This window comes from Bacillus sp. HSf4, from assembly GCF_029537375.1.
GTDB lineage: Bacteria > Bacillota > Bacilli > Bacillales > Bacillaceae > Bacillus > Bacillus sonorensis_A.
In genome coordinates this window covers 2,825,039-2,839,917 of the sequence record NZ_CP120679.1, presented here as the reverse complement: position 1 = coordinate 2,839,917, position 14,879 = coordinate 2,825,039, and the positions used below count along the sequence as shown (strand labels likewise).

The window sequence follows — 14,879 nt, the reverse complement described above, 5'->3', positions numbered from 1 at the left end:
GCGTATACTTAAAAATAGAGATATGCATCTTATGAAAAATCAACACGCACTAAAGGATCCAGTTACAGAAAAGGGGGGGAACTATGACAAAACACGTTCATTATTCGGTGATCATTGTAGGGGCTGGGACTGCTGGTATTTCGGTAGCTGCCCGTCTTGTCCGGGCTTCGAAAAAACTCAAAGGACAAATTGCCATCATTGACCCGAAAACCAAGCACTACTACCAACCTTTGTGGACATTAGTTGGGGGAGGTGTAGTGAAGAAGGAAGAGTCGGAGCGTCATCTAGCCACCCTGATCCCTGCCGGCGTTGACTTGCTTGGCGATGCTGTAACAGGGTTTCAGCCGAAACAAAACAAACTCTTGACCAAACAAGGAATGATTGTTTCCTATCATTATCTCGTTGCAGCAGCCGGTTTGCAAATCGATTGGGACGGGATCAAAGGCTTGAAAGATGCGGTGGGAAAAAACGGAGTTTGCAGCAACTATTCATACCATACGGTGGACAGCACATGGGAAAATATCCGCAGTTTTAAAGGTGGAACCGCCATTTTCACTCATCCTGATTCTCCCGTGAAATGCGGGGGAGCTCCACAGAAAATTATGTACTTGGCAGACGATTATTTCCGCAAGTCAAATGTTCGCAACCGGTCGGAATTGATGTTTGCGTCAGCGAAAGCAAACATTTTTGATGTCCCGAAATATGCAGATGCGCTCGAAAAAGTCGTCCAGCGCAAGGGCATCCAAACGATGTACAAAAGAAACCTGATCGAAATTCGGCCGGATTCAAAAGAAGCTTTGTTCGAGAATCTGGAGACGAATGAACAGGAAATATTAACATACGATCTTCTTCATGTCACCCCGCCGATGAAAGCGCCTGAATGTATAAAAGACAGCGAGTTGGCGGATGCCGGCGGATGGGTCGATGTTGATCCGTATACGCTGCAGCACAAAAAGTTTGCCAATGTTTTCGGAATTGGAGACTGCGCAAGCCTCCCGACCTCCAAAACAGGAGCAGCGATTCGCAAACAAGCGCCGGTTGTGGTCCGAAACCTGACGTCTTTGATGAACGGCTCGCCATTAAATGCGAAATACGATGGCTATACCTCTTGCCCGCTTGTGACAGGATACAATAAATTGGTACTGGCTGAGTTTGACTACAACAAGGTGCCGCAGGAAACGTTTCCGTTTGATCAGTCTAAGGAACGGTTCAGCATGTACCTGCTGAAAAGAAGGCTGCTTCCCATGATTTATTGGAATGGCATGTTAAAAGGATGGATGTAAGACATCACACCGAAAAAAGGACAAGCCCCGAAACGGTCATAATCTCCGGTAAAAATGCTGCGCTATCCAATCGCTATTAAAAGTGCATATAGAGAAAAACAAATCATGATCCAAGAGGAGGAATGTAACATGTTGCTGCGTTACTTTTACGATGAAAAGCTGGCCCATGCATCCTATCTGGTTGGCTGCCAAAAAACAGGGGAAGCGATTGTAATTGATCCAGGCCGCAATCTAAAACCATATTTGAAAACAGCCAAAGAAGAAGGGCTAAAAATCAGAGCGGCCGCTGAAACTCATATTCACGCCGATTTTGTTTCCGGTGCACGCGAACTCGGCGTTACCCATCAAGCGAAGCTGTATCTTTCCGATGAAGGCGATGCAGATTGGAAATATCAATATGCCGATGAATTGAACCATCAACTAGTGAAAGCTGGCGATCGCTTTTCGATCGGAAACCTGATGTTTGAGGTTATCCATACCCCCGGTCATACCCCTGAAAGCATTTCTTTTCTGTTAACAGATCGCGGAGGACATAAAGACCGTCCTATCGGCATCTTTACAGGAGATTTCGTCTTTGTAGGCGACATCGGCAGACCCGACTTGCTGGAAAAAGCGGCGGGGATCAAGGGAACGTCAGAAGCGGGGGCAAAAGCGATGTTCAAGTCTCTCTTGAAGTTCAAACAACTTCCGGATTATCTGCAGGTGTGGCCGGCTCATGGCGCGGGCAGCGCTTGCGGCAAGGCACTTGGAGCGATTCCTTCTTCCACCGTTGGTTATGAGAAGATGTTTAACTGGGCAATGGGTTACAGCGATGAAGAGGAATTCGTCAAAACCTTGCTTGATGGACAACCGGAACCGCCAACATATTTCGCCGTGATGAAACGGGTCAATAAAGAAGGCCCTGCCTTGCTTAAAGACCTCCCTGCCGTGCGGGAAATCACCTCGATGGACCAAGTAAAAAGTTTGCAGGGAAACAGACAAATTGTCGATACCCGCCCTTCCCGGGAATTTGCCGAAGGGCATGTGGAAGGTACGATCAACATTCCATTTAACAAAGCATTTACGAACTGGGCAGGCTGGTTTATCGACTACAATCGTCCTGTGTACTTCATCACGAATCCGGATGAAGTGGATGAACTCCTAAAAGCACTCCGCTCCATTGGCATTGACAATGTGGGAGGGTTTGTGGATCGTGACAAAATCCTGGCAAGCGGTGCTTTTTCACTTGAAACATACGAGGAAATCACACCACCTGAGATCGCAAAATTAGTGGAAGACGGTTTTGTACACGTACTTGATGTTCGCAATCTGACTGAATGGCAGGAAGGTCACATACCGAATGCGCAGCACATCATGCTGGGAACGCTTCAAGAGCGGCTGGAAGAAATCAACAAAGACGGTCCGATCCTTGTGCAATGCCGTTCCGGAGCCCGGTCTGCCATTGGGGCCAGCATCTTGCAAGCTAACGGCGGTTTCAAACAAGTCTTGAGTTTGAAGGGCGGAATTGTCCAGTGGCAGAAAGACGGCCTGGCCCTGGTGTGATAAGGGGCAGCCTCTAATCTTTTATGCAAATCGATTCCCCGGCGCAACTGGAAGACACATGTTTGACATTTCCAACTGCGCTTAGGGTGAAAGGGGAACATATGACAATCAGTTTGATTATGACATTGTTTTTGATCGGTTTTACAGGATCTTTTATGTCCGGGCTTTTTGGAATCGGGGGATCGATCATCAATTATCCCATGCTTCTGTACATTCCTCCAGCGCTCGGATTTGCGGCCTACACATCCCACGAAGTATCCGGAATCATTGTCATCCAAACTTTTTCTGCCACCCTTTCAGCTCTCTGGTCTTTACGAAAAGACATGCTGATCCATTATCAGCTCGTTTTGTATATGGGTAGCGCTATTATTATCGGAAGTCTGTTGGGAGGATATGGCGGAAGATTCCTCTCGGCAGATGTCATCAATGTCGTGTATGCCATCTTGGCTACTATGGCTGTGATCATGATGTTCATGCCAAAAAGGGGAATCGATGAGCGGGAGGTAACGAGCGTTACTTTTCATAAAACAACTGCTGTATTATTCGCATTGATTGTCGGAATCGCCTCCGGTATTGTCGGAGCTGGAGGCGCGTTTATCTTAGTCCCAATGATGCTGATCATCCTCAAGATTCCTACGAGAATCGCGATTGGATCTTCACTTGCCATTACATTCATATCATCCATCGGATCAGCTATCGGGAAATTGATGGCTGGTGCTGTGTTAGTCTGGCCTTCTCTCATCATGGTGATCGCCGGTATGATGGCTGCGCCACTGGGAACGATGTTAAGCAAGCAAATGAATACCAAAGTTCTTCGGGCCATTCTTGCGGTGTTGATTCTTGGTACCGCTTTGAACATTTGGATTGAGATCATGATGTGATATGACCGCGAAGATCGGGTTTGTAACAGGTGGTGATCTAGAGTGATGAAATGCTGTCATCGTCTAAAAATAGTCCGAGGCAGGCTTCACAACATAAAAAAAGAGACCAAGCCATTGCTTGATCTCTGAAGTAAAATGATTTTCTTATTTCTCTCACTAGGCATTGGCGCCAAGCTGGACAAGAATATCATGTACATCCACATGGCAATACGTAACAACATCATAAGAGAGAATTTAACATTTCCTCGTCGCAGGAACTCCGGCAAATGGGGCACCTGTGTGCTTACCTTCAAAAATAAAATAAACGGCTACAAGATCACCTTCAGCTGTCATCGCTTTAATCGGCATTTTGAAACTTGGGAAAGCAAACCCTCTACACCTGGAAACAGTGTATCTAATTGCGGATAGAATACAAAGTCTTTATGGCAAAAGTCTTTTAAGTCATCGTACTTTTCCTGTTCAATTGTTTCAAAGTATCGACGGATTCATTCTTTATTGTTTTCAACTGACATCTGAACACTACTCTCCTTAACTACAAGACACTCACGCTTCAATTTAAAATGAATAGGATTCCCCATCATCAGGCACTAAAACATGAGAAGCGATTCCTTTTTCATGAATAAAGGATTTTAATTCTTCTTTTGATAATCCCCAATGGTTCACAGCTTCCATGTGGCTCACGATCATTTTCGCATGCGGGGCAGCCTTATGCGTTTTATAGATATCTTCTTTACCCATGATGAGAGAACCGCCCTCGTAGAATTGATTATCACCGCCATTTACGACAATAATTTCTGGTTGATGTGTATCAATCTCTTCTTGAATCCCCTCATACCATACGGTATCTCCAGCTACATATAATGTTTTCTCGCTTTGGTGTTTGAAGACGACGCCGCATACAAGGCCTGCCATTTTTAACATGTCTCCTCTTCCGTGTTCGCCTTTCGTTTTGATTAATTGAATACCTTCAAATACTGTATCTTTTGTTAACACTTCGACATTTTTGAATCCGGCATTTCGTATTTCAGCTGCATCTTCTTCATTTTGGGAGAACAACTTGATATCTTTTGGCAATACCTCTTTAGCAGCCTCATCCCAATGATCATAATGTAGATGGGTAACAATAACAGCATCAATATCTTTAATCATATTGTCGACAGATGTTGGCAATTCAACTAAAGGATTGTTTTGATTCTGTCTTGGCGCATTCGGGAATGGAGGATAAGCACCTTTCTCGGCTAACATTGGATCTATTAAGAACTTTTTGCCTGCATATTCGACAACAAGTGTAGCATTACGAATTTGTTGAATGTTCACGTGTAAAACTCCTTTTCTTTAAGATATGTATAGTATAAATACAGCCTTTTAATAAATACATGGAACAAATCAAGTCTTTCTGCGGTTTGACTTGATTTTTGAAAGTATGTATTTGCATGAAGATAAAAGAACAATCAAGCTTGAGTTTTATTGTGAATGTGCTGAACTGCACTTTTTTAAAATTCATCCGGTTTTCAAAAGGAAAAGCTTAATTTTGCAGCGGGTTTTGCAGCTTCAGCAGGAGGGGATCAAGGATCAATGGCGCCGCATATATAGAAAAAGAGTCGCTAAACTTCTATTGTAACGGCCATTTGTAACGGCCATTTTCTTCTTCTATTGATTGACACACATATTAGACAGCGCTAATATGATAGCAAAAAACATATTAGGTGTGGCTAATATGTGAGGGGGAGAATAGATGGAACATAACAAAATAGATACAAAAGTGAAATTAATTCACGGCTTTTCAAATAAAACAAGACTGCAAATTCTTGAATGTATCAAAGACAAAGAAAAAACAGTCTCTCAGATTGTAGAAGAGATCAACGGCAATCAATCAAATATTTCACAACACCTTGCCTGCCTAAAAGGTTGTGGAATTATTGTCGGCAGAAATGAGGGGAAATACTGCTATTACAGTTTACGCAATCAACATATAAGAGACTTGCTGGCGATGTTCGATATTGTTTTAGGTGATGTTCAGCATGATGTTGCGTGTTGTGACAGGCATATCGATCAGGGGGAATGAAAATGGCTGACAAATGTTGCAGTACAAATCACAACAGCGAAAAAACTGGAAAAATGATGTCAAGTTGTTGTTCCGCGAACAAAGCTGGATTTATTCATTCTTCTTCGGTGTCTGATGGCATTCCGGGTGAAATTAATTGCTGCAGTCACTCTCAATCCAACAAGAATACACAAGAAGACGGCAGCTGTTGCAGCCCAGCGGTTACAGAACAGTCTAATTGCTGCAGTTCAAAAGAAACGGTACGGAAAGAATATAGCGTTCACGGTATGGATTGTCCCGCTTGTGCAAAAACGATCGAAAAAAGTTTAATGGCCTTAAGTGATATCGTTGAGGTCAAGGTTAACTACGGTACAGCAAAAATGCTTGTGACTGCAGGTCGCGCAGATGCTTTGCTTCCGATTGAGAATGAAATAAACAGACTCGGATATGCTATAGAATCTTTCAATCAACATAAAAATATTAAAATATACAATATTGAAGGTATGGATTGTGGAAGTTGTGCCAAAAGCATTGAAAATCACTTTCACACTCATCCGTCTGTTCAACATGTCAGTGTGAATTTCTTCGCCGGAAAAATGAAAATTGCGCATTCCGGCCGTGTTGAAGAAATCATTTCTGAAGCAGCTAAAATCGGTTATAAAGCTTCATTACATTCGAGAAGCCAACCAATACAAGTGAAAAAGGGCAATAAGGAAAGCGGCTTGATCATCATGTCCGGTTTATTCATTGCCTTTGGTTTTATCGGATCCTTGACAGGTGTTTCAGCATTGGTGTCTGCCTTGCTTTATGCAGCTGCAATGGTGATCAGTGGGTATAAGCCGGTTAAAAGTGCTTTTTATGCAATCAAAAGTCGATCCCTTGATATGAATGTACTGATGTCTGCTGCGGCAATCGGAGCCGCTCTTATAGGGGAATGGGTTGAAGGTGCTACTGTGATTTGGCTATTTGCCATCGGCAACTTTCTGCAAACCAAATCAATTGATCGTACAAGGAGCTCGATACGGAATCTAATGGATCTGGCCCCTCCTGAAGCTTGGGTTAAAGGGAATGCTGAGATCATGAAGAGGCCTGTCGAAGAAATATCCATAGGGGAGACGATCATCGTCAAGCCGGGCGATAAGATTCCTTTAGATGGTGAAATCATACAAGGAGAATCAAGCGTCAATCAGGCTCCGATCACAGGAGAATCCATTCCTGTCGATAAGGTACGTGGTGACAAAGTATACGCAGGGACGATCAATGAAAATGGATCACTGGAGATCAAAGTGACAAAGCTGGTTGAAGATACAACCATATCAAAAATCATTCACTTAGTTGAAGAAGCTCAGGAGCAAAAAGCGCCGACTGAAGCATTTGTTGATCGGTTTGCAAGTATTTATACACCGGTTGTCTTCCTTTTAGCTTTAGCGGTCATGGTTCTGCCTCCGGTTGTTGGATTCGGCGCCTGGGGAGAATGGTTTTATAAAGGGCTCGAACTAATCGTTGTCGCTTGTCCGTGCGCTTTAGTCATTTCAACTCCAGTTGCTATTGTATCTGCCATCGGCAATGCGGCGAAAAACGGAGTCTTAATCAAAGGTGGAACGTTCTTAGAGGTCGCAGGCTCTATTCATGCCATTGCATTTGATAAAACAGGTACTTTAACCGAAGGTAAGCCTAAAGTGACAGAAATAAAAGCATTGAATGTCCCGGAGGAAGAATTGCTTTCAACAGCTGTAACGCTGGAAACCTACTCAACACACCCTATTGCGAAAGCGATTGTCGATTACGCGAATGAAAAAGGAATAAAGGCTAAGAAGGCCGGATTATTCAAAAACATAGTCGGAAAAGGCGTTCAGGCGACAATTGATGGCACTCTTTTTTATGCGGGAAATCCTAAACTGTTCAGTGAAAAGAAAATATCATTAGAGAATGTGAAGGAACATGTTCAAGAGATGCAGAGCAATGGAAAAACGGTTGTTTTGATAGGGACGGAAACGCAATTGATTGGGCTTGTCGCCGTTTCTGATCCTATTCGTGAAACCACTGCTTCTGCTTTAAAAGCATTAAAAGACAGCGGAGTAGCGCAAACGGTCATGTTGACTGGAGATCACAAAGGAACTGCAAAAATGGTGGCTGCAGAAGCGAAGGTCGATCGTTATTTTGCTGAATTATTACCGGAGGATAAAGTTGATATCGTCAAGACATTGCAAAAGGAAGGGTATCAAACAGCCATGGTCGGAGATGGCATTAATGACGCTCCCGCGCTGGCAACGGCTGATTTAGGGATAGCCATGGGGGGAGCAGGAACCGACACAGCGATGGAGACAGCAGATATTGTTTTAATGGCGGATCACCTCGATCAACTTCCTCACACCCTAACATTAAGCCGGAAATCCTTAGCCATTATCAAACAAAATATATGGTTTTCGATCATCATTAAAATCACTGCGCTAGCCTTGATCTTTCCCGGCTGGCTTACCCTCTGGATGGCCGTATTAAGTGATACAGGCGCAGCCTTGATCGTCATTTTAAACGCATTAAGGCTGTTAAAATTTAAAGGGCAGATGTAAAGTAAAGGAACGCGAACCACTGCGAAAATGGAATTCATAAAAGGGGGCGGAATTTTTTCCGGCCTCTTTTTAGCTTTTCTCCAGCCCGTAAATCCCAAAATATAAACAAAACATTAATAAAACAACACGATTTGATTAACAAATTTACGATACGATCATTTATAACTTGATCGTTGGGAAACGCTTTTGGAGATTAAGAGTAGGGAGATATGATGTGAGAATGAAACGACTAAGGATGAGAAGGATGAGAAAGCTATTGGCCGCTGTATTTTCTTTGGCGCTTCTTCAAAGTTCCCTGAGTGTAAGCCATGCGGGCGCGGCAACCAAAATGGGAACAGCAGCTCCGACCCCTTCAGGACATTTCATAGATCATTACAAAAACAATAACGCTGCTAATATGACAGTGAATTCCAATCCGGTGATCGGGATGCTTTCCGGATTTAATCAGCTTTGGGTTCCCGGACATACGTGGGATAGCGGTATCAAGCTGAACAGCGGCGTGTTGGATGCCAATATTCAAAAAGTCGTTGATATTGCTGAAAGCCGGACCCCGCTTGAGGAAAATGCTGCATATTTTGATGATCGCAGGCAGCAGAGCTACAGTGTGATTGATGGTCTTGGTTCACTTACTGACGTATATCGAACGAAAGCGGGAGCGACGACAACGATCAACAGCATCCCGGCCGACGCCTCGATGATAAAATATCATGATGAAGGAACCAATTCAGGCAGCACGGGTTCGAGTCTTGGTCACGTCGTGAGCTTGGTCAACACTTTACGCGGCAACTATTCTTCAACGAATCCGGCTAAAGGCTATTTCAATTATCCTCGCCCGTTTCGCTGGAAAGACAATTCCATCATTGTTCCAACCCTTGTTCCCGCTATCAATCCTGATCCAAACAAAGATGGAGGTTTTCCGAGCGGACATACAAATGCCGCATATCTCAGCGCTTTTGCCATGGCCTATGCAATACCGGAGCGCTATCAGGAGCTGCTTACCAGGGCTTCGGAGCTCGGCCATAACCGTATTGTCGCCGGTATGCATTCCCCGCTCGATGTCATGGGAGGACGGGTCATGGCAACCGCATTGGCAGCTGCTATCCTATCTGATCCAGCCAATGAAAGCTTGAAGAAGGCTGCTTATGATGAAGCTCACAGCAAGCTGTTAACCGAAACAGGTACAGCCCAAGATAGATTCAACGATTATAGTGTCAATAAAAAACAATATACGCAGCGACTAACATATGGATTTGGTCAAATCAAGCGGACGACGAAACCGATGGTGGTTCCTAAGGGCGCTGAAGTCCTGCTGGAAACACGCTTCCCATACTTTGATAAAAAGCAGCGCCGTTTGGTTTTAGCGACTACCGGACTTCCTTCCGGATATCCTGTTCTTGATGATGCTGAAGGGTGGGGGCGGCTTAATCTCTTTTCCGCAGCCGATGGATATGGGGCACTTCCTAAAGACGTTACCGTGACCATGGATTCTGCAAAAGGCGGCTTCTATGCATGGGATCGCTGGCGCAACGATATCTCCGGCTCCGGAAAGCTGACCAAAAAAGGGACAGGCACTTTAAAGCTGGAGGGGAACAATACCTATTCCGGCGGTACAAGGATTGACCAGGGAACACTTGAAGGCGGCTCGGAAACAGCCTTTGGAAGAGGTGATGTGTCAAACAACGGAGGCACTCTGAAGGAAGATGTGTCAGGAACACTGATCATCGGGGGAGACTACAAACAATCTGCCAAAGGTGTACTTGAGCTCAATCTTAGCGGTAAAGAAGATATCCTTAAAATCAAAGGCAAGGCAAAAATGAAAGGGACATTGCGCCTCCATTTTTCGAACAATTATGTACCGGCCGATGGAGCTGCGATCATCACCTTTAATAAAGGTCATGGATCATTTTCTTCAATCGAGACGAAGGGTTTGCCGAGTAAGTACAATGTGAAGGTGATCTATAAATCCAACAGTATCAAACTGAAAATCGAGTCTAAGTCGATTTGAGTCCTGCCGGCTTAAATGGTGATCAGAAAAGCGCCGGCCCTATAAGTTCAATCATATACCTCACAAGCTGGCGCTTATCGCCCCAGCTTGTTTTGAATGTGTTGAAGCCTAAAAAGCCCGTGGTCGAGTTATCTATCGTTCACAAGCATAATTGTCATGATCGCGATCCATTTTTGATTGATAAGCGGGGTGAGAGCTTGGCACACCATTCGGGTATTTCTTTCTCAATTCGGTACAATTTGCAAAAACTTCAGTACTTCCTGTTGCCGGAGCGGAGTCAGAAGCGCTTTTTTCACTTGGCGAATTGGCCGGTTTTTGAGGAGTGCTCTGTTTTGGATTTGTTTTTTGTACCGTTTTTGCTTTGGCGGAAACGCACCCATTAAAACCCTTATCGGTTACATAGCCGGATTTGCTCCAAATCGCAAGTTGTTTGCTTTGCGCGCTTTTTTCAACTTCTTTATATTGCTCCACGTATTTTGTATTTGGAGGATATATGTAAGCCACCCTGGCAAGGCCCTCTTTTAACAGCTTTTCTTGGACGGATTGACCGTCGACATAAACATAGGCCAGCAGTCTATCATATTTATCAGTGCGGTCACCTTTATCAAATTCCAATTCGAGTTTTCCGCTGCTAACCAATTCTTTATTTCTCTCAGAAGCGTCTTTTCCGTAGGGCTGGACACATGAATTTGGTTTTTTTGTTTCCGGAGTATCAACCAGTAAATAGCGGACTGTTTCTTCTTTTCCTTTGTACTTGACTTTGATTGTATCTCCATCAACAGCTTTCGTCAGTGTTACAGGAACACGATCCGCGTTTTCAGCCGTCACATCGGCGGTTTCTTCGGTTTTATGAGAAGCGGTACTTGAGTTGCAAGCTGTCAATGAAAAACTGAAAGTCAATGCAGCTATAGCCAGTAAACATTTTTTCAAAAAGAATTCCCCCTATCGTTTAAAAAACATCTATAATCATCCTCCAAAAACATGTCATTTTCAAGAGGATTTACAAAAAATATTGCTGTTTTTAACGTGAAAAAAGCCCTCATAAGAGAGCGCAGGAAAGATGCAGTATGTTTTGTTAAACGATAGGATGCTCCAACATCAAAACCGCCGTTTCATCCATCACCGAAAAGTCAAATCGCTAAACCGTTGAATTTCACCCTTGATCACGGTTAATTTCTCTAACTATGAAAATATTAAAAAATAGTCGGTACCATCCCTCCGTCCATACGGATTGGCGAACCTTTAAAGGCGGATGCATAAGGGCTGCATACAAATGTTGTGAGTCTGCCGATTTCAATTGGCTTGATAAAACGCTGTATTTCAGATTGAGGCAAGTTTGCTGCCATAAAGTCTTTCTCTTTTTCTGAAAACGTCATCTCTTCATCAAGGTACATACCCTCAATGATTTGCTGCACATTTTCAGAAAGTGTTGGTCCCGGCATGATCGTATTGACAGTCACTTCTGTTCCTTTTGTTAATTTCGATAGACTTTTTGACAATGATAACAGCATTGATTTTGTCATACAGTACTGAGGCATTTGTCCTGAAGGCATAATGGCTTCTTCGCTCGCAATAAAGATAATCCGGCCATCATTATTGTTCAGCATTTTAGGTAAATAAAATTTAGATAAACCATTTGCAGCAAGAACATTGGTGCGGATGTATGTTTCCCATACTTCATCATCCACGTCCTCATATTGCATTATTTCATAGATCCCCATATTGTTAACTAAAATATCAACATTGGGATATTTTTCAAATAAAGCTTCTCTTTGTCCGATATCGACAATGTCGGCTGCAGCATTTTGCGGAGAGGTGGCCGGAAAAGCGGATTTGATTTCCTTTACAGTTCGTTCCGCCTCTTCAGCGCTTCGGCCGTTGATGAGTACATTCACGCCTTCCTTGGCAAGTTCGATGGCAATAGCTTTACCGATGCCTTTCGTTGATCCAGTAACTAAAGCTGTTTTATTGCTTAATCCCATATCCATTATCGAGTTCTCCTTTTATCGTGTTGAAAAATTTACGTTTAAGACAATGTTCATTTATCCGAGTTTGCACCTAAGTGTTCAGTACGCCAATTTGCAGGAGTCTCACCTTCCCAAAGGCGAAAGGCGCGGTAGAACGAGTTTTGGTCTTCATAGCCAATCAGGAAGGCCACTTCTTTAATATCAAGCAAGGGGTCTGCCAAGTACTCTCGAGCCTGCTCGTGACGGACATGTGTCAACAGCTGTTTGAAGCTTGTGCCTTCGTCTGTAAGCCGACGCTGCAAGGTACGATCGCTCATCCCCAATTCGCTCGCGACAGTCTGAATATCGGGGCGCCCGCTCGTTAGGCTGCGTTTCAATATCCACTTGACCATTCCGGTGATTGAGAGGCTTGCTTGCTGCTGATTCAACGATTGGTCCAGCACAGGGGTCAGAACCTCCAGCAACTCAGCGTTGTACGAGATAAAGGGGCGGTCCAGATCTTCTCGATGCAATGTCAACCGGTTACAATTTGTACCGATCTGAATACGGCAGCCGAAGTAAGCTTCAAGTGTTTGCACATTGCCCATTGGCTGCGAAAATTCGACGAACCTCGCCTGCAAATGTTGACCAGTCCCCCGGAGGCCCAGCTCCAGAAGAAATGCCAGCGTAATACCCACCAGCATCGGAGGAACCGATTGTTCGGTATTCAGCGATTCCAGTTCGATTGTACAGTGCTCACCTTTCTCAGTGATGTGTAACCTTTCCGGGGGGCACAGTTGTTTGTAGCGGGCCATTCGCTTGAGCGCGTCGCGATAGTCACGGGCATGGTAAGTCGCTAAGACGGTCGGTGGGAAATGTGCTGTTTCAAAGGCGGTTGTAAGCTTGATGATTCCTTCGGCAATGTCATCAATGAGATCGGAATAAGCCTGCCAAATCGCGAAATATTGGGCGGTGGTGACAACCGGTTCAGCTATAATGGTGAGCGGCAGTCGTGCTTTTCGGACCACATCGTGGGGGGCAATCCCTAATTGACGTAATCCTGCCCAAAATCCCGCCGGCATTTTTATACGAGTATGGGACGTCATACAGATCGGCCTCCTAAGTTTTCGTTTTAGAATTCCGCCTTGTTGCCGGGACAGTTATGACTTTACCTACCCAATGGCGCTTTGTAACTAGCAAATGGCGCCATTTTACTTGCCGATTACGTCGAAATTTGTAACGGCTGCAACAAGCCGGCTGCTATCGATGCAGCCGATGCTTCATTTTATCATTAACCTCTCATATGAAGTGATATTCAAAATTGTTAAGACAGTATTCGTTCCTTTTATCTTGGAAGATCGTTTCATTTGAACAGCAACTTTACGATGGTTGTAGATAGGGGAGGGCCTGAAAAGGGACAGAGGAGCATAGCTTTTTTGTTATGGTTCAGCCATAGGAGGCGCGGAGCGGAAGATGAATCAAACCGCCGCCTGCGTCTGACACAAGCCTCCCTAACATCGCACCCGGCCCGAAAACGAGAGCTAAGTGACCAAGCTGACCGCCGATTCCGGCTTCAATAGAAAGAACGATTTTGTCAAGATCCATCCCAAGCCCGATTGCCACTATAAATGAAACGACCAAAAGCGAGATAAAGGTATTTAATTTTACTTTGATGATGAGAAACAGCAGAATAAGAATGCCAATGGCCACAATGAAAATCGACATCACATAACCTCCGGGAGATTGTGTGTCTTTTAACAGAGCCAAACAATGACCATCAAACCAGAATACAAAAAGGCACTTTCTGAAATATGGATCAATCACTTTATGATTATTTTATTGTTATGTTTTGATTAACTGTTATTTCCATACTAATCTTGTCACAATGTATCGTCAACACTTTTTACGTTCAGAATGGACGTTTTCTATCCTGTGTCAGACAAAATAACAAATGGTTAATTGTTGATTATGTTTTGGTTATGTGATATGTTGTTATCAAGTTAGCAGAAATCATTTTGGATATAACCGTTGTGTACAAATCGAAATAATACCCTTTTATTTCTCTAACAAGCTTTGAAACCATGAAGGAGGAAATCAACAAGATGCCATTATTACGTTTCGATTTAATAGAGGGCCGCGATGAAAAAGCATTAAAAACATTGTTGGATGCCGCACACGATGCGATGGTGGAAGCTTTTAACGTTCCTGAGAGAGACCGCTATCAAATTGTCCATCAGCATCCGGCAAATGAGCTCATTATTCAAGATACAGGTTTGGGATTAAATAGATCCAAGGATTTGGTTGTGATCAGTATCACCAGTAAAACGAGAACGAAGAGTCAAAAAGAGAAATTGTACGCCTTACTGGCTGAAAAACTTGAAGCAGAATGCGGAATTTCCCCTGAAGATGTAATGGTTTCCATTACCGAAAACGGAGATGCCGATTGGAGTTTCGGCCTCGGCGAAGCGCAGTTTTTGACTGGGAAGCTGTAAGGTCTCGAAAGGGATGATTGAGGAAATTTGAAAGAGACACATTTACCTTGGCGTAACTTATTTCACAAAAAGTATCATTAGCTGTCTGGAATGCTACGGTTAGAAGCCGGGGGAAT

At 43.9% G+C, this 14,879-nt stretch carries 12 protein-coding genes and 1 pseudogene; 7 read left to right on the top strand and 6 right to left on the bottom strand.

Annotated features, from left to right (window positions below; genetic code table 11):
* Positions 1 to 83 precede the first annotated feature (83 nt).
* The 3 genes from P3X63_RS14670 (at position 84) to P3X63_RS14660 (ending at position 3,706) form a co-directional block, all read left to right on the top strand.
* On the top strand, positions 84 to 1,283 hold the full coding sequence (locus tag P3X63_RS14670; protein ID WP_026588006.1) for an NAD(P)/FAD-dependent oxidoreductase: 1,200 nt from the start codon (positions 84 to 86) through the stop codon (positions 1,281 to 1,283).
* A 129-nt stretch (positions 1,284 to 1,412) separates the two neighbouring features.
* Complete coding sequence (locus P3X63_RS14665; RefSeq protein WP_077736357.1) at positions 1,413 to 2,825, top strand: rhodanese-like domain-containing protein; 1,413 nt, start codon at positions 1,413 to 1,415, stop codon at positions 2,823 to 2,825.
* Between the two features lie 101 nt (positions 2,826 to 2,926).
* Positions 2,927 to 3,706: a sulfite exporter TauE/SafE family protein gene (locus P3X63_RS14660; protein WP_277691209.1), complete on the top strand. Its 780-nt coding sequence runs from the start codon at positions 2,927 to 2,929 to the stop codon at positions 3,704 to 3,706.
* A gap of 234 nt (positions 3,707 to 3,940) precedes the next feature.
* Here P3X63_RS14660 and P3X63_RS14655 read toward each other — a convergent pair whose 3' ends face one another.
* A complete protein-coding gene (locus P3X63_RS14655) occupies positions 3,941 to 4,039 on the bottom strand; it encodes an ester cyclase (RefSeq protein ID WP_236251279.1) in 99 nt (32 codons plus the stop codon).
* Positions 4,040 to 4,261: 222 nt separating this feature from the next.
* The gene (locus tag P3X63_RS14650) at positions 4,262 to 5,023 is read right to left on the bottom strand and encodes an MBL fold metallo-hydrolase (protein WP_077736358.1); all 762 of its coding nucleotides are present in this window, start codon (positions 5,021 to 5,023) and stop codon (positions 4,262 to 4,264) included.
* A 418-nt stretch (positions 5,024 to 5,441) separates the two neighbouring features.
* Between P3X63_RS14650 and P3X63_RS14645 the strand changes: the two genes are divergently transcribed.
* The 3 genes from P3X63_RS14645 to P3X63_RS14635 all read left to right on the top strand — a co-directional run bounded on the left by P3X63_RS14645 (position 5,442) and on the right by P3X63_RS14635 (position 10,325).
* Positions 5,442 to 5,771 carry an ArsR/SmtB family transcription factor gene (locus tag P3X63_RS14645; protein WP_026588001.1) on the top strand — a complete coding sequence of 110 codons (330 nt, stop codon included), beginning with the start codon at positions 5,442 to 5,444 and terminating at the stop codon, positions 5,769 to 5,771.
* A gap of 2 nt (positions 5,772 to 5,773) precedes the next feature.
* Positions 5,774 to 8,320, top strand: a complete 2,547-nt coding sequence (locus tag P3X63_RS14640; RefSeq protein WP_277691203.1) for a heavy metal translocating P-type ATPase — start codon at positions 5,774 to 5,776, stop codon at positions 8,318 to 8,320.
* 244 nt (positions 8,321 to 8,564) lie between these two features.
* On the top strand, positions 8,565 to 10,325 hold the full coding sequence (locus tag P3X63_RS14635; RefSeq protein WP_481748556.1) for an acid phosphatase: 1,761 nt from the start codon (positions 8,565 to 8,567) through the stop codon (positions 10,323 to 10,325).
* A gap of 132 nt (positions 10,326 to 10,457) precedes the next feature.
* On the opposite strand, the gene P3X63_RS14630 is transcribed toward P3X63_RS14635, so the two are convergent.
* The 4 genes and pseudogenes from P3X63_RS14630 to P3X63_RS14615 form a co-directional block, all read right to left on the bottom strand.
* Entirely contained in the window at positions 10,458 to 11,255 is a 798-nt protein-coding gene (locus P3X63_RS14630; RefSeq protein ID WP_026587999.1) for a thermonuclease family protein, read from the bottom strand.
* 263 nt (positions 11,256 to 11,518) lie between these two features.
* On the bottom strand, positions 11,519 to 12,313 hold the full coding sequence (locus tag P3X63_RS14625) for an SDR family NAD(P)-dependent oxidoreductase (protein ID WP_026587998.1): 795 nt from the start codon (positions 12,311 to 12,313) through the stop codon (positions 11,519 to 11,521).
* A gap of 50 nt (positions 12,314 to 12,363) precedes the next feature.
* The gene (locus P3X63_RS14620; protein WP_026587997.1) at positions 12,364 to 13,377 is read right to left on the bottom strand and encodes an AraC family transcriptional regulator; all 1,014 of its coding nucleotides are present in this window, start codon (positions 13,375 to 13,377) and stop codon (positions 12,364 to 12,366) included.
* 376 nt (positions 13,378 to 13,753) lie between these two features.
* Positions 13,754 to 13,996, bottom strand: a pseudogene (locus P3X63_RS14615) (GntT/GntP/DsdX family permease); the annotation flags it as partial.
* Positions 13,997 to 14,373: 377 nt separating this feature from the next.
* Here P3X63_RS14615 and P3X63_RS14610 point away from each other — a divergent pair.
* Positions 14,374 to 14,763, top strand: a complete 390-nt coding sequence (locus P3X63_RS14610; RefSeq protein WP_077736363.1) for a tautomerase family protein — start codon at positions 14,374 to 14,376, stop codon at positions 14,761 to 14,763.
* Positions 14,764 to 14,879: the final 116 nt, after the last annotated feature.